Source organism: Ruminococcus sp. (genome assembly GCF_017549005.1).
Classification (GTDB): Bacteria; Bacillota; Clostridia; order Oscillospirales; family Ruminococcaceae; genus Ruminococcus.
The window spans coordinates 84,187-102,201 of record NZ_JAFYYT010000056.1; the positions used below are offsets into that span (position 1 = coordinate 84,187).

The window sequence follows — 18,015 nt, forward strand, 5'->3', positions numbered from 1 at the left end:
GGTTTTTGTTACTTCTTATCGGTGAGAATTATCAGCGCAAGGCCGTGGTTGATACGCAGCAGCGCTGCTTCGTCCGTTATCTCATTGCTGACGCCTATGGGGAAGGACTGCACCATCAGGTAGTCCTCGAGGGGATATTTCACTCCGCGGAGATAGTCGATGCCAATGCTGTCGGAAAGTGCAAATACCGACATATACAGACTTTCGCCCCTGCTCTTGTAGGAGACCTCTCCGTCGTCGGCAGTCTGCACCATGAGTATGCTGTCGCCGTATATCTTCAGGTCACAGCCCTGCTGAACGGCGTATATCATGGTCTGTATATTGGCTATCGTGTGCTCGATACGGCTTCCGCCGAGAGCTCCGAAGAGAGCTATGTCCTTGTATCCAAGCTCTATGGCTTTCTTAACAGCCATGAGAGTGTCCGTATCGTCCTTTTCGGGAATGCTCGCGATTATCTCCACACCTTTCGGGAGCTCCTCGGTAAAGGAATCAAAGTCTCCCGTGAGGATATCGGGCTTTATCCCCAGCTTCTTCGCGGTATAATAGCCGCTGTCAGCGCAGATTATGCAGCCGAAGCGCTCCCAGTAATCCGCATTTTTGTACTGCTCCTTGTCAGGCATATCGCCGCCTGCGATTATAGCGCACTTTCTCATTTCAATTCCCACTCCTTCAGCTGTTTTGCTTCTTCGTACATGGTCTTGTAGCTTTCATGGCGGCTGCGCGGGATATCGCCGCTCTCAACGGCTGCCACAACAGCGCAGCCCTTTTCGCACAGATGAGCGCAGTCTCTGAATCGGCACTTATCCGTAAGCCCGTCGAACTCCCTGAAACAGCCTGCAAGCTCCTCCTTGCGGATTATGTCATAGCGGTTGGTATCAAATGTCGAGAATCCAGGGGTATCCGCTATGTAACCGCCGCCGCTGAGCTTATACAGCTCCGCATGGCGTGTTGTATGCCTGCCTCTCCCGAGTTTTCGGCTTATCTCGCCTGTAGCGATGTTAAGCCCGGGGTCTACCGCATTCAGCAGGGTGGACTTTCCTGCTCCCGAGTTGCCCGTAAAGGCGCTTATCCTGCCGCGGAGCAGTTCCCTGACAGCTTCAACGGAAGCCTCGTCGTCATAATTCACTTCCTCAACGGCAATGCCTATGCGCCCGTATATCTCATGGATAGGGCGGCTGTCGCCGAGGTCGGTCTTTGTGATGACTACCACGGGCGTTATGCCCTTGTACTCCGCGATAGCTATGAACTTGTCCAGTATCAGGTAATTCGGGGCAGGCTCGCAGGTGGACACTATGAATATAAGCTGGTCAAGATTTGCAAGGGGAGGTCGGATAATACAGTTTTTTCGCCCGGCTATTTCCGTTATCACGCCGTTTTCGACGTCAACGCGGTCGCCTACGCAGGGACTTATCCCCCTGTTGCGGAATACTCCTCTCGCTTTACACTCATATATACCGTCAGGGGACTCTACACTGTAGAGTCCCCCTAAGCATTTTATTATTATTCCGCTGAACTTGTCGTTCATCAATACCAGCGCCAGGAGTTGCCCTCGCCTGTCCAGTCGCCGTTAACGCCGGCCTTGTAAGGCGTCCATGTGCCGTCTGAGTTCCATATGCCGTTTTCACCGGGCTTCTTTTCATCTTCGCCCGACGAACCCTGCTGCTCAGTTGTTGTCGGAGTTGTTACCTCTTGAGCCTTTGTAGTAGTCGGCTCTGTTGTCGGAGGTTCTGTCTCCTTGGGCTCAAATCCGTCTACTGAATTGAATGCGTTCCATACGTCCTCTGAATCCCTTGTGAACTTGTTGTTTGCAAAGTCAAAGGTATATGAACCGAGAGTTGCTCGCTTATTATTGCTGATGTTTGTAAGGTAAGCCTTTACTGTTACGTTCTTGCCAGAACCGTCGATGACCGTCGAGTAGCTGTTGCCCATTTCAGGACAGAGGATAGTACCCGATGATTCCGATGTGGTCTTCTTGCCGTCGCTGAGAACGAAGTCGATAGTAAATCTTCCGTATGCTTCATTCGGGAAGTTTACGCTGAAATCGACCTTACCGTCAGGGATAGTACCGTCGCTGAAGTAAAGTATGATCTCGTCGCCTGCCTCTATCTTTGCGCCCTTTTCAGGCTCCTGACGGATTACCTGATCCTTCTTCTCGTAAGAAGGCTCGGGCTCTGTCTTAACCTTGAGCTTCTTGTAGCCTGCCTTTACCGTTGCGTCCTTGAGCGGCAATCCAACGTAGTCCTCCATTGTCATAGCCTCGGCGTTTACACCGATACTTACATAGAGGATGACCTGAGAGCCCTTAGGCACCTCTTCGCCCTCCTCAGGTGAGGACTTGATAACGTAGTTGGCCTTTACTTCTCCGTCCGAAGTCTTTACTATCTTCGGTTCGAGACCTCTGTCCTTTAGCTGGGACTTCGCAAGGTCAACATTTATATTTGCTACGTGAGGAACCTCAACAGTCTGTGTACCGAGGCTGAGGGTAACCTTACATACGTCGTTCTTTCTGAAAACGTCGCCGGGGTCTATGCTCTGCTTGATGATAGTATTCACATCGGCTTCGTTGTACTCCGAGCCGCTGACCTCAAAGCGGAGGACATCGCCGTACTCCTGGGCAACAACATTGTAGTTCTTGCCGATAAGGTTAGGCATTGTCTTGCTGTTTCTGCTGCTTATGCCGTTTCCGCCGAGATAGTGGCTTATCATTGAAGCTATGAATATTACCGCAACGATGATAACAACAACTACTACCGCCGTAAGAACAGGAACTACCAGTGAAGAACGCTCCTCTTCCTCCTCTTCGTCGTCCTCGTCGTCATAATCATCATAATCGTCATATTTTGAAGCCTTATATGAGTCATTGTACTTCTTTGAAACTGAGCCGCCCGATGAATAGCCGCCGCCTGACGCGCCTCCTGCGAGAGCTGCCGCCATTGCAGGCGCTCTGCTGCTGGCCTTTGAAGCGTAAGCCTCTGCGACCTCATGTCTGCTTTCGGACTGTACCTCAGTACCTGCATTGCTGTCGAGGATATCGTCTGTATCGTCGCCCTCCTCTGCATAGTAGCCGAAGGAAATTGCAGGATTTGCCTTGAATGCTTCGATATCGCTTATCATTTCCGCAGTTGTCTGGTATCTGTCCTCGGGAGCCTTTTCCATAGCTCTGAGAACGATCTCCTCAAGACCGTCGGGGATATCGGGATTTATAGCTCTCGGACGCTCGGGGATATCGTGCATATGCATAACTGCGATAGCAACGGGGTTATCGCTGTCAAAGGGCTTTTTGCCCGTGAGCATCTCATACATCATAGCGCCTACTGAGTAGATATCGCTCTTTGCGTCGGTAACGCTGCCGCTTGCCTGTTCGGGGCTGATGTAATGGACGCTGCCGATAGCCTGATCTGTAGCTGTCTTGCCTTCCTCGCGTGCGAACTTGGCAATGCCAAAATCCATGACCTTGATAGTGCCGTCAGTGAACATCATGATGTTCTGCGGCTTGATATCGCGGTGAACTATGCCCTTGTCATGTGCGTGCTGGAGAGCGCGGAGAATCTGTATAACAAAGTGTACGGTGTCCTTCCATGTGAGGACCTTCTCCTCCTCGATGTACTCCTTCAGCGTAATACCGTCAATGTACTCCATTACGATATACTGTATCTTCTCTGAGAAGCCTACATCGTAGATCTTTACGATATTAGGGTGAGAGAGCACTGCTATAGCCTTGGATTCGTTTCTGAAGCGGCGGAGGAACTCCTCGTTCTCTGCATACTCCTTTTTCAGTATCTTGATAGCTACCGTCTTGTTGTCGATAACATCGACGCCCTTGTATACCTCAGCCATGCCTCCGACGCCGATAAGCTCGGTGATTTCATATCTGCCGTCGAGCTTTTTGCCAATATTCTTGTCCATTTCCTTTCCTCCTGCGTTAGTCAGAGATCACCGCAACTGTTACATTGTCACGGCCGCCCTTGGAGAGCGATAATTTGATTAGTTCGTCTGCAACATCATCAAAATCCGAGTTTAGTATGACGTTGTATATTTCATCGTCGCTGCAGTATCCCGACAGTCCGTCGGAGCACAGCAGCAGACTGATCTTGTCCTCATAGTCAAGCATGAACGTGTCGGTCAGCACCGTCTTTTCGACGCCTACCGCCCTAACGAGCATATGCTTCTGAGGGTGTACCTCCATTTCCTCCTCGGTTATCTTGCCCTGTTCAAAGAGCACCGAGGCGACGTTATGATCGTTTGTTATCCTGTATAGTCCCGTGTCGGTTATCAGATAGGCTCTGCTGTCGCCGACATTGGCAATGAAGGCAGTTTTATTGGTGACGAATGCAGCCACACAGGTAGTACCCATGCCGAAGTTCCTGAACTCGAACCTCGCCCGCGTATATATAACGGAGTTGGCTGCCGATACCGAGGAGATAAGGAGCTTGCGGATATCCTCGTCGCTGAGGCTTTCCTTGTAATCAGCCGAAAAACGCTGAAAGAATTCTTCTACAGCGAGCTCGCCTGCCTCCTTGCCTGCGCGTTCGCCGCCCATACCGTCACACACGACGGCGAGTACATTATGGCCGAAATATTCGCACCTGACCGCATCCTGGTTTTCCTCGCGGGCAAGTCCGATATCCGTACCGTAGCGAAACCTCAAGTATCCGCACCCCCATTCTGTCTGCTTTGTTTGTCGGCGTCGCGTCTCAGCTGACCGCACGCCGCTTCGATATCGCTGCCGAGAGTTCTTCTCACGGTAGCGTTTATCCCCCGTCTGCCCAGCTGCTTTGCGAACTCAGCAACGCCTGAGCGGACTGTACGATAATTTCGTTCCCTTACCTTGTTGACGGGGATAAGGTTCACATGACAGTTCATACCGCGGAGCAGCTTCGCCAGCTTGTCGGCGTCTGCCGCGGAAGAATTGACATTGTCGATAACGGCGTACTCAAAGGTGACGCGCCGTCCCGTCCTGTCGATATAGTATCTGCACGCCTCGATGAGGCTTGCAAGGTCGTATTTCCTGTTCACGGGCATTATAGCGCTCCTGCCCTCGTTGTCCGCACAGTGCAGGGACACCGAAAGGGTCAGCTGGAGCTTTCTGTCTGCCAGCTCATAGATACGCGGCACTATGCCGCAGGTGGAGAGAGATACGTGACGAAGGCTCATATCGTTGCCGTCCTTGTGGGACAGCAGCTCAAGGAACTTCATAACGTTGTCGAAATTGTCGAGAGGCTCTCCGATGCCCATGAGGACCACTCCCGACACCTTTTTGCCCGAATCGCGCTCAGCCTCGTATATCTGCAGCAATATCTCCGAGGGAGCAAGACTCCTGACATAACCTGCAATGGCGGAGGCACAGAAATTACAGCCCATTTTGCAGCCCACCTGAGTGGACACGCATATGCTGTATCCGTAGCTGTATTCCATTAAAACGGTCTCCACAAAATTGCCGTCAGAAAGCCTATAAAGATATTTTACCGTATTATCTATAGCAGATTCAAGCTTTTTCTGTATAAATAGTCCATTTATACAAAATTTTTCTTGTAAAGTACGGCGCAATTGGATAGATATATCAGTCATTTTGTCGAAATCAAGGGTCCTTTTTACGTGGAGCCATTGAAATATCTGCTTCGCACGGAATTTTTTCTCACCGATAGCCGCAAGAGCTTCTTCCAGCTCTGCCAGATCCAGACTGAGAATATCGACTTTTTCCAATTTATCACCTTACTTTTCTGAATTTGGAAATGAAAAAACCGCTGCCGAATTTCGGCGGCATAAGAGTTGCCATTGTGCCGAAGCTCTCTCCCAGCATTTCGGTGAGCGGAACTGCTTCAAGCTCAGTATGCTCACGCAGCAGTCTCTCGCAGACCGCCTCGTTCTCGGCTTTCCGCACCGTGCAGGTGGAGTAGACGAGGGTGCCGCCTGTTTTGAGGTAATTAAGCGCATTGCATACTATTTTATATTGTATGTCGGGGAGCCCCGCAAAATCCGTGATATCCTTGTACTTTATCTCGGGCTTGCTGCCGATGACTCCCAGTCCCGAGCACGGGACGTCGCAGAGTATCTTCGTGAATTTCGGCAGCTCGGGGTTGAACTTTGTTGCGTCTCCTGCCGCCGCCTTTATATTTGTGAGACCAAGTCTCTCAGCGCCTTTGCGTATGAGCTCCGCACGTTTTTCGTGAAGGTCAAAGGCGTATATCTGCCCTTTGCCGTTCATGAGCTCCGCCATAGTGAAGGTCTTTCCTCCTGGAGCAGCGCATATATCAAGGACCGTATCATTTTCAGTTGGTGCCAGCGCCTGACAGCAGAGCTGCGAGGCAAGTCCCTGAACGTGGAAGAAGCCCTTTTTGAAAGCCTCAGTCGCCGTAACGTCGCCGCTTTGCACTGCAAAGCAATGTTCATTCAGCCTTTCCGCTCCGATGCCGCCCAGTGCCGCAAGGAGCTCCTCCTCTGTGCAGCGCAGGCGATTTCTGCGGATATAGGTCACATTCTTTTCCAGCGACTGTGCAAGGAAGTTCTCGGCGGCTTCTCTGCCGTAATCGTCTGTAAGGCTCCTGACGAGCTCCACAGGCGCGGAATACTTCACGGAAGCAGCCTTTACAGCTTCTTTCGGGAGCTTTATCTCCTTACCGCCGCGGATAAAGTTACGCAGTACCGCGTTGACCATTCCCGAGGCGCTTGTCTTGCGGAACTTCTTCGCAAGAGCCACGCTCTCGTTGACCGCAGCGTTGTCGGGAACGCTGTCCATGTACATTGTCTGATACACGCCGCAGCGCAGTATATTCAGCACAATGCTGTCCAGCTTTTCTATGGGGCGCGAGCTCAGACCGCCGATAATATGGTCGAGAGTGAGCCTGCGCTCGATGACTCCGTAGTATACCGCCGAGCACAGCTTTCTGCCGCGCTCGTCAAGGTCAGAGTTTTTCAGGCCGCTGTCCAGCTGCAGATTGGAATAGCTGCCGCTCCCGAAGGTCTTATCCAGGAGCTTTACAGCAAGATATCGCGGGTCTGTCATTATCTTCTTCTGACAGACATGAGAAGTCTGAGAAGCTGAAGAATAGAAGCAACAAGGCTTGCAACATAAGTGAGTGCTGCTGCCCTGAGCACCTTCTGTGCGTGAGGCACTTCTGCCATTTCGAGTATACCGTCGCGCTCAAGAGTTTTGAGAGCCCTGTCACTTGCGTTGAACTCGCAAGGGAGAGTAACTATCTGGAATACTACAACTGCCGCAAACATAGCAATAGAAATGTAAATAAGCGGAGTTCCGATAGTAAGGCTGCTCAATAAACAGCCAACGATAAGCACAAGGTACCAGAGACGCGAGCAGATGTTCGTAAACGGAACAAGCTTGCTCCTGAGCACGATAGGACCGTAATTCTCGGCGTGCTGACAGGCATGGCCACACTCGTGAGCCGCAACTCCGATAGCAGCTACGGAAGTCTTGCCGTAAACAGAATCGGAAAGTCTTACCACATTCGAGCGGGGGTCAAAGTGGTCGCTGAGATTTCCCGAGATATGCTCTATCTGAATGTGGCTGAGTCCGTTGGAGTCAAGTATCATTCTTGCCACCTGATCTGCCGTAAGACCTCTTGAATTGCTTACCTTGCTGTACTTGCTGAATGTGGATTTTACGTTTATCTGCGCTATCAGCGGAATTATGAGCATTCCGAGGAACAGGAGCAGATATGCGCCGTAATTTCCGCCTGTTGAGCGGTATCCGTAGTAGCTGCCGTATCTCATTACAGCAGTCATCAAAGTCATTGTATACATAGATTATTCCTCCTTATGTGAGAAGTTCTCCCTCCGTGAGCTTTCTGCCCCTCAGAAAATCTTCTGTTTTCATGCGCTTTTTGCCTTCGGGCTGGACTTCGCGGAATATGACCGCACGTCCGTCGCCGCACTTCACGGCAAAGTTTTTTGTATCAACAACAGCGCCGTTCACGGCGTTGTATGTTCCGTTTGCTATTTCCGACCTGAATACCTTCAGGCGCTTGCCCTCCAGCATTGCAAAGCCGGTAACTCCGCGGATAGTATTGTGTACCTCCTCCGCAGTCTTTGAGAAGTCAAGAGCGCTCATCTCCTTGCGTATCATGGGAGAATAGCAGCTCAGGCTATCGTCCTGCACCTCGGGTCTGAGAGTTCCCTTTTCAAGGGCTTCTATGGTCTCCGCAAGGACTTCACCGCCCATTGCGGAAAGCCTTGCATAGAGCTCTTCATAGGTCTCGTTTTCCCCTATTGGTGCAGCTCTCTTTATGAGCATATCGCCTGTATCAAGTCCCTCGCTCATCTGCATGGAGGTAACGCCCGTTTCCTTTTCGCCGTTCAGGAGAACATGGTTTATGGGAGCAGCTCCCCTGTATCTCGGCAGCAGCGAAGCGTGGATATTGATACAACCGTACTTCGGCAGCTCAAGTATCTCTTTCGGGAGTATCTGTCCGTAAGCCGTTACGACTATGAGCTCGGGAGCTATATCACGGAGTATCCGCATAGCCTCCTCTGCGTCCTCCCCCTTTCTCAGGGAAAGCGGCTGATATACGGGAAGTCCGTATTCAAGAGCCGCAGCCTTTACGGGAGTAGGTATCATCTTATAGCCCCTGCCCTTCGGCTTGTCGGGCTGAGTGAACACCGCCGCGACCTCATGTCCGCTCTCTGCAAGAGTACGCAGGCACGGTACCGCGAAATCGGGTGTTCCCATAAAAACTATTTTCATTATTTGCTCTCCTCGGGTACGAAGAATTCCTCTACTATCTCGGTAAATATATGACCGTCAAGGTGGTCGTTCTCATGGCAGGTACACTGTGCGCCGAGCTCTGTGAAATCGCGCTCGAACCAGTTTCCGTTCCTGTCCTGAGCCTTTAAGCGGCAGCTCATGGGACGTGTAACATAGCCCCAGATATTCGGGCATGAAAGGCAGCCCTCCTGCACGCGCTGTTTGCCTTCCTTATTTATGACCTCGGGATTGATAGCCTCCACGATATCATTGTCTCCAAGATGCATGATGAATATTCTGCGGCATATGCCTATCTGCGGAGCAGCAAGTCCCACGCCCTCAGCCTTGTTCAGGGTCTCATGCATATCGTCGAGGAGCTGAGCGAGCTTCTCGTCAAATTTTTCCACAGGCTTGCAAACCTTATGGAGTATCTCGTCCTTATCAGTCAGTATTCTTCTTAAAGCCATTTTACCATATCCTTCTTACTTCTTATACGCCCACATCGCCGTTTATATCGGCGTAAAGGGCAATGTTTTTCATCTCTTTTATCCTCGCCGAAGCTGTCAGGACTTCGCTGATAAATCCTCTCATTTCGGCGTTATTCTTGCATTTCATGATTATCCTGTAGCGGTACTTGCCGTTTATCCTGCCGTATGAGCAGCGGACGGGTCCAAGCACGCGCACGGGAGTTTTCGGCTGGAGCGCTCTCAGCTTTTCATTCATCAGCCTCAGCACAGCATCCGCCCCGAGTCTCGCGGATATGTCCTCATTGCCCGAAAAGCAGAAGATACACATATCACAGAGAGGCGGAAATATCATTGCGCGTCGGATAGCTATCTCCTCGTTGTAGAAGCCCTTGTAGTCCTGAGCCGCAGCAAGGTTCATGACATAGTGCTCGGGAATAAAGGTCTGCAGAACAGCGCGTCCGCTGCGCTCGCCTCGTCCGCCCCTTCCCACCACCTGAGTGATGAGTGAGAATGTCCGCTCGTAGCTGCGGAAATCCCCTGCATACAGAGCCTTATCCACGGAAAGGACTCCCACCAGCGTAACGTTGGGGAAATCAAGTCCCTTTCCTATCATCTGAGTACCTATCATTATATCATATTTTCCCTCGCGGAAGTCCGTAAAGCTCTTCTCGTAGGAGTAACGGGAAAAGGTAGTATCCGCGTCCATACGCAGTACACGGGCTGTCGGGAAGAACGTTGACAGCTCCTCCTCAAGCTTCTGTGTGCCGAAGCCCATATTTTTAAGGTGCTTCGAGCCGCAGGACGGGCAGGTATCCACAGGGTCGCTGACATAGCCGCAGTAGTGGCACATCAGCTTGTTGTTCTTCTTGTGGTAGGTCAGAGGTACGGAGCAGTTCGGGCAGTACACGGGCTGATAGCAGTCGCAGCAGCTTATAATGGTATGATAGCCGCGCCTGTTGAGCAGCAGTATTGACTGCTCTCCGTTTTTCAGGTTTGCGCTTATCTCCTCTGCCAGCTTACGGCTGAATTCCGTGCGGTTACCTGCCTCCCTCTCGAAGTTCATATCAATGATACTCACCTCGGGAAGCGGAGCATTTCCGTATCTCTCCTTCATTTCGAGCAGCCTGTACGCTCCCCTCTCGGCGAGGTAGTAGCTCTCGACAGACGGAGTTGCCGAAGCGAGCAGAAGCGACGCATTGTGATACGCACAGCGCTGCTTGGCAATGTCATGTGTGTGATATCTCGGTGAGCTGTCGGATTTATACGAACGCTCGCCCTCCTCATCTATAATAATGAGTCCCATATTGCTGAGGGGCGCAAATACCGCGCTCCTCGTACCGATAACGATATCCGCGTCACCGCGTTTTATCCTCTTGTACTCATCAAGTCTCTGACCGAGAGAAAGACCGCTGTGTATAACGGCAACTCTCTCGCCGAAAAGTGAGCGGAATCTCTTCAGAGTCTGCGGGGTAAGACCTATCTCGGGAATGAGAAGCATTGCCTGCCTGCCCATTTTCACCGTATCGTCAATGAGCTTTTCAAAGACAGAGGTCTTGCCGCTTCCCGTAACGCCGTGAAGCAGAAAAACCGCAGGCTTTTTCTCATTGAGCTGTGCAAGGACTGTATCCCTTGCCCTCTGCTGTTCCTCCGAAAGGACTATATCCCCCGGACTTCTCCTTTCATCGGAGAGGTCCTCCACTTTTCTGAGCACCTCGGCTTCGTACTCCTCCGCCGCGCCGCCGGCACAGAGCCGCTTGATGACAGACTCCGTGATACCGCACATATAGGCAGTCTCCCTGACTGCCGCCGCGCCGTACTCACTGAGGAAATCCGCCGCCTTTTTCTGCTTCGGCGTAAGGTCAAAGCTCTCTGGAGAGGATATATACCTTTCCGTAAGGCGGACCATTCTCACAGCCGCGTCGCCGACATTCTGCCTGAACACGTTATCCGATTCAAGGGCGCCTGCGTCGCAGAGCTCGTCTGAGAGCCGCCTTCCGTTCTCAATGATATGCTCCTCTATCATGGTGTTGAGCTCCCTGCTGTCAGCGGCGCATGAAAGTGTCCGCAGCAGCTCCGCAGCTCCCTCGCTGAGAGAAGCAATATCCGTGAAATTCTTAACAATCCTGAATGTTTCCTTTGCACTTACGCTCATTGCAGGCGGAAGCATGGTCTTCACCGCGTCGAAGTAAGTACAGAAGGTATTTTCGCGCAGATAAAAGGCAAGTCTGAGAAGCTCCTGGGAAATAACAGGCTCTTCGTCCACAAGTGATACAAGGGATTTGAGCCCCTTCGTACTGCCGTCGGAAAGCTTCATAACAACGCCTATCCTGCGCGCATTGCCCTTACCGAAGGGGACAAGCACCCGACAGCCGCAGGCTGTCTTTGCCGCAAGCTTATCGGGAACGGCATAGCTGAACAGCATATCAAAAGAGTAGGCTGTTCCGCTGACCGCAGTCTCCGCTATAAGGGGCATTATTCGCTGACAGCAGGAGCTGTGCTGACTATCTTGCACTTGCCGCTTGCAAGCTCCTCAACAGCTGTCTTTACAGGCTTCTCTTCAAGAGTCTCGCCTTTCTCGTAAAGCTCCTCCGAGATCTGTCTTGCACGCTTTGCAACAGCGATAACGAGCGAATAACAGCTCTCATTCTTTGTGATGATCTGATTTACTGCCGGTCTAAGCATTTTTCAACACCTCTTCTATAATATCTCCCGAGTAGTCCACCTTCAGCTGTTCTCCGCGTATTACCGCAAAGAAGTCGCTTACAGCGTCCTCAAGGGCGTCATTGACTATAACATAATCGTATTTTTCAGCCTGCGAGATCTCCCACGCAGCCTTTGAAACACGTTCCTCTATGACCTCGTCGGACTCTGTGCCGCGCTTTTTCAGTCTGCGGCGGAGCTCTCCGACAGAGGGCGGAACTACGAATATAAACACAGCGTCGGGACGCTTTTCACGTATCTTCATAGCGCCCTGAGGCTCTATTTCGAGGATAACGTTGAGACCCTGTTCGAGTCTGCCGTCCACCTCGCTGACGAGAGTACCATAAAGGTTCTGACAGTACTCCGCGTGTTCTATGAACTTTCCCTCAGCCACACGCTGCTCGAAGTCCCCGCGGGTAAGGAAGTGATAATTCACGCCGTCCTTTTCGCCCTCACGGGGAGCTCTCGTGGTAGCCGAAACAGATACCGCAAAGCGCTTATCCTTGAGTATCTCCTCCAGCATAGTGCCCTTTCCGCAGCCCGACGGCGCAGAAAAGACTATAAGTCTGCCTTTATTCATTTTCGTCTGCTCCTCCTGAGCCGTTGATCCTTGCAGCAAGGGTCTCGGTGATAAGGGACGACAGGATTATATGTCCGCTGTCCATCACCAAAACTGCCCTTGTTTTTCTTCCATATGTGGCGTCAATGGCTCTGCCGTCGTCACGCGCCTCCTGCACCAGCCTCTTTATGGGCGCTGATTCGGGGCTTACCACCGTAACTATCCTGTCGGCGGAGACCATATTGCCGTAACCTATATTTATAAGCTTCATAGCGGTCATTCGATATTCTGTATCTGCTCGCGTATCTTCTCGATCTCAGCCTTCATGTCCACAACGACCTTTGTAACATTGAGATCCTGAGCCTTTGAGCCGATAGTATTCACCTCGCGGTTCATTTCCTGTACGATGAAGTCAAGCTTTCTGCCCACGGCGTCGTCACCTGCGAGCATGGACTCGAGCTGTGATATATGGCTTCTCAGGCGGACAGTTTCCTCGTCAACTGCGATCTTTTCAGCGAATACAGCAGCCTCCGTAAGGACTCTCTGCTCGTCGATATCTCTTCCCTCGAGGACTTCGCTGAGCTTCTTGTACAGTCTGTTCCTGTAGTTCTCAACGGTCTTGGGAGAGAGCTCCTCGACCTTGCCCACCATAGCAAGTATGCCCTCAGCTTTCTCGGTTATGTCAGCCTTCAGGCGTTCGCCCTCGACCTGTCTCATTTCCACAAATCGGTCGATAGCCTCCTTAGCCACCTTTGAAACGTCCTCCCAGACCTGTTCCTCGTCATCGGGAGTTTTCTGTATATTGAAAATATCAGGGAGCTTCATCAGCTTTGAGAGAGTGATGTCGTCCTCCACGCCGAGTTCGCCTGCAATGCTTCTGAGAGCGTTAACGTATCCCTCTGCCGCACCCTTGTTTATAGCTATCTCGGTATCTCTGCCCTCGATGTTGTTGATAGTGACAGCTATCTCCACCTTACCGCGTGAAATACCTGTTTTCAGCAATGCCTTGAGCTTTTCGTCGATATAGCTGTAAGTCCTCGGAACTCTCGAGGAGTACTCATAATATCTATGGTTAACGGAGCGTATCTCCACAAGGATATCTCTTCCGTTCAATATCTGCTGGGCTCTTCCGTAGCCTGTCATACTTCTAAGCACCTTATCGCCTGCTTTCCTGTAATTATGTATATTTTTTCGCATAAAAATGCTATTATAATATTATAACATCATTTGCGTAAAAATGCAAGCTTTTTCTGAAAATATTGGGGCAAACTTCACTTTCAGCGGCATAAAAAAGCTGCACGGCTATGCCGTGCAGCTTTAATTATTATGATCGTTTAACGATTAAGCGTTAGGATCAAGAGTAGAGATCTTCTTAAGGAGATACTCCTGGATGCGGAGAGCATCGTTTGAAGTGATACCCTTGCTGCTAACGTCAACGTCAGCATTGAGCTGGCCCTGAGCTGTGATAGCCTTAGCGTCTGTACCGCCAACGCCGTACTTGTTCGGGTTAGCAAGTGACTGCATGATAAGAACAGCATCAGCCATATCTACATCGCCATCGCAGTTAGCGTCGCCCCACTTAGTAACCTTACCTGATGTAGCAGGATCAGTCTTAGGCTCTGTTGTAGCTTTAGGAGCAGTTGTAGTTGTAGTTGTAGTTGTAGCCTTTGATGTTGTAGCAGTTGTAGTTGTTGTAGTAACAACAGGTGTAGGACCATCAGGTGTAACCTCTGGGAAGAGGAGTGCCATTGTACCGTAAGCAACAACTGCATCACCAGCGTGCCAGAATCTGTGATACTGGAACTGGTAGTCCTTGATATCAACAGTGCCGTCCTTGTTATTGTCTGTGCCTTCGCCCTTCCAGTACTTCTGAGCTTCCTGCCACATCTTATCATCTTCGTAGCTCTTACGGATAGATGAGAATGTAGCGCCGGGCTCGAGCTTGGAACCGTCAGGCATTGTGCCGCTGTAGAAATCAGGAATATAAACTTCTTCCTCGAATACTCTCTTGAGGCTTGGGTTGCTGTCTGTGAATGTGATACCGATCTCGTCACGGCCCTCGTTGTACTGAGCTGTGAGGAGCTTGTTAGCAAGGCGGAGAGCCTTCTCAGCAACTGTTGTACCCTCGTCGCTGTTAGCGAACTTAGCGTCAACTTTCTTAGCCTTTGCATAGTAGATAAGTGTGTTACAGAGTGAGGATACGCATCCTACGTCTCCCTGGCCGTAACCACCGATCTTACAAGTAAGCTTCTGGTTAGCGTTCTCGTCGTATGTACCTGTCCATGTATCAGGTGTGCAGGTATAGTCTGTATCGCTTGAACCCCAGTCAAGAGTTGATGGGATAGCATATGTATGAGTATTTCCGTCCTCGTCCTCGTAATCGAACTTGGTGTTCTTCTCGAACCAAGCGATCCATCTCTCAAGGAGCTTGTCAAGAGCTGTCTCGAGGTCAAGTCCGCCGTATGTCTGGTTGGACTTGTCGCCCTCTGTTACTACATAGTAGTAGAGCTCTGCAAGACGCTGAGTTGACCATACCTGGTTACCGATCCAGTGGTTTGAACCCGGGTCAGCATATACAGGGTGAGGAACGTAAGCCATATCATAGAATGTAGCGTGGCCTGAAGGATACTCCTCGTAACGACCTCTCCAGCTGTTTGTACAACCGCCTGCGAAAGGACCGTCAACTGACTGGAGCCACTGGTACATTTCGATCTGTCTCTTGAGAGACTCCTTATAGTCTGTATCAGCATCCTTGCCCTTCATACCTGAATTGATATCGCTATCATAGAGGAGAGCGTAAGCAGCAAGAGGATTCTGATAGAACTGATGTGAGTGCGAACAGCCAATCTGCCAAGCCCAGCCGTAATCGCCGTAGCTTGCTGTGAGAGCTCCGCCCCAAGCAGTGTACCATGACATGAGGTAGTGCTTGGAATCCATACCTGCAGAAGAGTCTGTGATCTTAGTGTCCTTAGCGATCTTCTTGTAGTACTTATCGAACATATCGTTACGGCACTGGTCACCCATCTTACCGGCAAGACCTGAAACCTTTGAATCGCCAGCCTTGTACATATTTGCAAAATGTACAGCCTGGATACAACGGTCCTCAGCGTCAGGAGCGTTAGTGAAAGAATACTGCGGAGGTACCTTGTCCTTACCGTTGAAGATAGCCTTGATACCGTTACCGTTATCCTTATCCTTAGCTTCTGTCATACCCCAGAGGAGTTCCTCAAGACAAGGAGCCGGAACAGTCTCGAAACAAGACTCCTGCTCACCTCTCTGGAAGGTATTGATGAATGTGAACTTGCCCTCGCCCTTTGTTCCCTTGCTGAAGCCATACCAGTCATCAACGTCAGCGAGCCAGTTCATAAGGTAGTAACCGTTGTCACTGCCGTATGCAGACTTGAATGTATCATAGATTGGGTTCTTAGCCTTTACACCTGGCTGCTTAGCAGGATAATCCTTAGGTGAATCACACTCTTCGGAGGTATCAGCCTGGAGGCCGTCCTTCTGATCCCAGATTGAGCTGTACTTGATCTCTGTGTCTCTGCCTGAAGCCTTTGACCAGCCAGGGATCATAGCTTCCATAGTGTTCCATGCCTTTGCAAGGTCACCCTTGGAGCCTGAGATTGTGTTGTTAGCAGCGAGAACATCGTGCATAGCTGCCATCCATACGATGTATGACATAGCCTCAGATGTAGTCTCGTGACCGTAGTCAGGAGCCTCAACGATGAATGTCTCTACTGAATGGTAAGGAATACCGAAGCCTGAACCGTTTGTCTGTGAGCTGAGATAGCCGTTCTTCTGGCCGTTTGTTACAACATCCTCATAGAGTGATGCGAACATATCAGCATAAGTTGATTCCTTGGCATATGATGACTTTTCAGCAGCAGAAGCCATTGTAGGAATTACAGCTGACGCAGACATTGCTGCAGCGAGAATACTTGCTGCAAGAGCCTTATTCTTTTTGCTTATCATTTGTTTTTACCCCTCTCGTAATAATATAGTGGTTAAAAAATGGATAACTGCCCCCAAAAGGCTTAATTTCGGGAGCTCATACGAAAATACTTCGTACCTGTGTACATTTTCACGCCAGTGTACACAATCTTCAAACTATTTTCAAAGATATTATAGCCCACCTTTTAATTTGTGTCAACAGTTTAGATTGTTTTCAGTTTTAAGGCAAGTCAATTTTGTTGCAATGCACACATTATCAAAACTATTTTTGTGCATTTTAGACACTGGGGAGCTGGAACATTTTTCGTGATTTTTAACAATATATGAACAAGTTTCGCTTAGTAACAAAGCCTGCAAACATTCGTCTGCTTCTCAATTTTTCCACACAAAATCCTCACACAATAGCTATAATATTTACCTGTCAGCGTGCATTCGACATGATATAATGATTTCAGCACTTCATGTCAAATTAACTTTTTATTCACATTTTGTTCATCTTGTGTTAATATTATTCTGCGATAATAAAACAGTATGTTATGCTGAGATAATTGCACCTGCTTTTACCTCAAAAAAATGATTTCTGATCGGAAAGGAGCGCCTCATGATCACTATTGATAATCTTACGAAATTTTACGGCAATAACCGGGCCGTCAATCATATAAGTTTTACAATAAACGATAATGAGATACTCGGCTTCCTCGGACCCAACGGTGCGGGAAAGTCAACTACCATGAACATGATAGCAGGATACCTGCCCATGTCCGACGGTACAGTCAACATCTGCGGCTCAGACATAAATAAAGACCCCATAAAGGCAAAGAGCAACATCGGATATCTCCCCGAGATACCCCCTGTTTACCCCGATATGAAGGTTAAGGAGTACCTTTCCTTCTGTGCGGGACTAAAAAGAGTGCCAAAGAGCAAGCGAAAAGATGAGATCGACCGCGTTATGGGACTGCTCAAAATCAAGGACGTGGAGGGAAAGCTGATACGCAATCTCTCAAAGGGCTACAAGCAGCGTGTGGGATTTGCACAGGCTCTGCTGGGAGACCCCAAGTTCCTCATACTTGACGAGCCCACAGTCGGACTCGACCCCAATCAGGTGGCAGAGGTAAGAGCGCTCATCAAGAGCCTCAGGAAAGACCACTCGGTCATATTCAGCTCCCATATCCTCAGCGAGGTGAGCGCCGTATGCGACCGCGTCATCATCATAAACAAAGGCGATATCCGCGCAATGGACACTATCGAGAACCTTGAAAAGTCATTCGCGGCTTCGCTTGTGCTCCACATCAAGGTCAAGGGCGACAGGACAAAGGCTGCCTCGATAATCGAAATGACCAGGGGCGTCAAGGAGATACTCGACATCGACGACGAGGGCAGCAGCATATACGCCTTTGCCGTACAGCTCGAAGGCGACTCCGACGAAATAAGGAACTCGATCATGTCACAGTGTATCGACAGCGGTGTAACCATTCTTGAAATGTATACCGACAAGCCAAACCTCGAAAATGTATTCATTGAACTCATAAACCGTCCCGTGAAGAAATCCGGTCTTGAGGAGCTCCTTGAGGAGACGCCCGACGAGTCCGGAGAAGCTTCAGAAGACGAATCCACAGAAGAAAAGGAGGAAGAATAAT

General features: G+C 50.1%; 16 protein-coding genes. 1 reads left to right on the plus strand and 15 read right to left on the minus strand.

From position 1 onward, the window contains the following. Positions 1-8: 8 nt before the first annotated feature. The 15 genes from IKW96_RS14400 to IKW96_RS14470 all read right to left on the minus strand — a co-directional run bounded on the left by IKW96_RS14400 (position 9) and on the right by IKW96_RS14470 (position 16,399). Positions 9-653, minus strand: coding sequence for a thiamine diphosphokinase (locus tag IKW96_RS14400; protein WP_296576485.1), 645 nt, complete (start codon positions 651-653; stop codon positions 9-11). Then, the gene (rsgA, locus tag IKW96_RS14405) at positions 650-1,525 is read right to left on the minus strand and encodes a ribosome small subunit-dependent GTPase A (protein ID WP_296576487.1); all 876 of its coding nucleotides are present in this window, start codon (positions 1,523-1,525) and stop codon (positions 650-652) included. The genes IKW96_RS14400 and rsgA overlap by 4 nt, the downstream gene beginning before the upstream one ends. Further along, positions 1,525-3,906, minus strand: a complete 2,382-nt coding sequence (gene pknB, locus IKW96_RS14410; RefSeq protein WP_296576489.1) for a Stk1 family PASTA domain-containing Ser/Thr kinase — start codon at positions 3,904-3,906, stop codon at positions 1,525-1,527. The genes rsgA and pknB overlap by 1 nt, the downstream gene beginning before the upstream one ends. Positions 3,907-3,922: 16 nt before the next feature. Beyond that, positions 3,923-4,648, minus strand: coding sequence for a Stp1/IreP family PP2C-type Ser/Thr phosphatase (locus tag IKW96_RS14415; protein WP_296576491.1), 726 nt, complete (start codon positions 4,646-4,648; stop codon positions 3,923-3,925). Further along, positions 4,645-5,703 carry a 23S rRNA (adenine(2503)-C(2))-methyltransferase RlmN gene (rlmN, locus tag IKW96_RS14420; RefSeq protein ID WP_296576494.1) on the minus strand — a complete coding sequence of 353 codons (1,059 nt, stop codon included), beginning with the start codon at positions 5,701-5,703 and terminating at the stop codon, positions 4,645-4,647. The genes IKW96_RS14415 and rlmN overlap by 4 nt, the downstream gene beginning before the upstream one ends. A gap of 4 nt (positions 5,704-5,707) precedes the next feature. After that, positions 5,708-7,003 (minus strand): 16S rRNA (cytosine(967)-C(5))-methyltransferase RsmB, encoded by a 1,296-nt coding sequence (gene rsmB / locus IKW96_RS14425; protein WP_296576496.1) that lies wholly within the window; start codon positions 7,001-7,003, stop codon positions 5,708-5,710. Further along, on the minus strand, positions 7,003-7,758 hold the full coding sequence (locus IKW96_RS14430) for a zinc metallopeptidase (RefSeq protein ID WP_296576498.1): 756 nt from the start codon (positions 7,756-7,758) through the stop codon (positions 7,003-7,005). The genes rsmB and IKW96_RS14430 overlap by 1 nt, the downstream gene beginning before the upstream one ends. Before the next feature lie 13 nt (positions 7,759-7,771). Next, a complete protein-coding gene (fmt, locus tag IKW96_RS14435) occupies positions 7,772-8,698 on the minus strand; it encodes a methionyl-tRNA formyltransferase (RefSeq protein ID WP_296576500.1) in 927 nt (308 codons plus the stop codon). Next, positions 8,698-9,165: a peptide deformylase gene (def, locus tag IKW96_RS14440; protein ID WP_296576502.1), complete on the minus strand. Its 468-nt coding sequence runs from the start codon at positions 9,163-9,165 to the stop codon at positions 8,698-8,700. The genes fmt and def overlap by 1 nt, the downstream gene beginning before the upstream one ends. A gap of 22 nt (positions 9,166-9,187) precedes the next feature. After that, entirely contained in the window at positions 9,188-11,677 is a 2,490-nt protein-coding gene (gene priA / locus IKW96_RS14445; protein ID WP_296576504.1) for a primosomal protein N', read from the minus strand. Continuing rightward, positions 11,638-11,847: a DNA-directed RNA polymerase subunit omega gene (gene rpoZ, locus IKW96_RS14450; protein ID WP_296576506.1), complete on the minus strand. Its 210-nt coding sequence runs from the start codon at positions 11,845-11,847 to the stop codon at positions 11,638-11,640. The genes priA and rpoZ overlap by 40 nt, the downstream gene beginning before the upstream one ends. After that, a complete protein-coding gene (gene gmk, locus IKW96_RS14455) occupies positions 11,840-12,445 on the minus strand; it encodes a guanylate kinase (protein ID WP_296576507.1) in 606 nt (201 codons plus the stop codon). The genes rpoZ and gmk overlap by 8 nt, the downstream gene beginning before the upstream one ends. Continuing rightward, a complete protein-coding gene (locus IKW96_RS14460; protein ID WP_296576508.1) occupies positions 12,438-12,695 on the minus strand; it encodes a DUF370 domain-containing protein in 258 nt (85 codons plus the stop codon). Before IKW96_RS14460 ends, gmk begins: the two co-directional genes overlap by 8 nt. A 5-nt stretch (positions 12,696-12,700) precedes the next feature. Then, positions 12,701-13,579 carry a YicC/YloC family endoribonuclease gene (locus IKW96_RS14465; protein WP_296576638.1) on the minus strand — a complete coding sequence of 293 codons (879 nt, stop codon included), beginning with the start codon at positions 13,577-13,579 and terminating at the stop codon, positions 12,701-12,703. A gap of 186 nt (positions 13,580-13,765) precedes the next feature. Continuing rightward, on the minus strand, positions 13,766-16,399 hold the full coding sequence (locus tag IKW96_RS14470) for a glycoside hydrolase family 48 protein (RefSeq protein ID WP_296576509.1): 2,634 nt from the start codon (positions 16,397-16,399) through the stop codon (positions 13,766-13,768). Positions 16,400-16,979: 580 nt separating this feature from the next. Here IKW96_RS14470 and IKW96_RS14475 point away from each other — a divergent pair. Continuing rightward, the gene (locus IKW96_RS14475) at positions 16,980-18,014 is read left to right on the plus strand and encodes an ABC transporter ATP-binding protein (RefSeq protein WP_296576510.1); all 1,035 of its coding nucleotides are present in this window, start codon (positions 16,980-16,982) and stop codon (positions 18,012-18,014) included. Position 18,015: the final 1 nt, after the last annotated feature.

Coding starts and splice junctions, on each gene's coding strand:
- IKW96_RS14400 (WP_296576485.1), bottom strand. CDS start 653: ATGAGAAAGTGCGCTATAATCGCAGGCGGCGATATGCCTGACAAGGAG.
- rsgA (WP_296576487.1), bottom strand. CDS start 1,525: ATGAACGACAAGTTCAGCGGAATAATAATAAAATGCTTAGGGGGACTC.
- pknB (WP_296576489.1), bottom strand. CDS start 3,906: ATGGACAAGAATATTGGCAAAAAGCTCGACGGCAGATATGAAATCACC.
- rsmB (WP_296576496.1), bottom strand. CDS start 7,003: ATGACAGACCCGCGATATCTTGCTGTAAAGCTCCTGGATAAGACCTTC.
- IKW96_RS14430 (WP_296576498.1), bottom strand. CDS start 7,758: ATGTATACAATGACTTTGATGACTGCTGTAATGAGATACGGCAGCTAC.
- fmt (WP_296576500.1), bottom strand. CDS start 8,698: ATGAAAATAGTTTTTATGGGAACACCCGATTTCGCGGTACCGTGCCTG.
- def (WP_296576502.1), bottom strand. CDS start 9,165: ATGGCTTTAAGAAGAATACTGACTGATAAGGACGAGATACTCCATAAG.
- rpoZ (WP_296576506.1), bottom strand. CDS start 11,847: ATGCTTAGACCGGCAGTAAATCAGATCATCACAAAGAATGAGAGCTGT.
- gmk (WP_296576507.1), bottom strand. CDS start 12,445: ATGAATAAAGGCAGACTTATAGTCTTTTCTGCGCCGTCGGGCTGCGGA.
- IKW96_RS14460 (WP_296576508.1), bottom strand. CDS start 12,695: ATGAAGCTTATAAATATAGGTTACGGCAATATGGTCTCCGCCGACAGG.
- IKW96_RS14470 (WP_296576509.1), bottom strand. CDS start 16,399: ATGATAAGCAAAAAGAATAAGGCTCTTGCAGCAAGTATTCTCGCTGCA.
- IKW96_RS14475 (WP_296576510.1), top strand. CDS start 16,980: ATGATCACTATTGATAATCTTACGAAATTTTACGGCAATAACCGGGCC.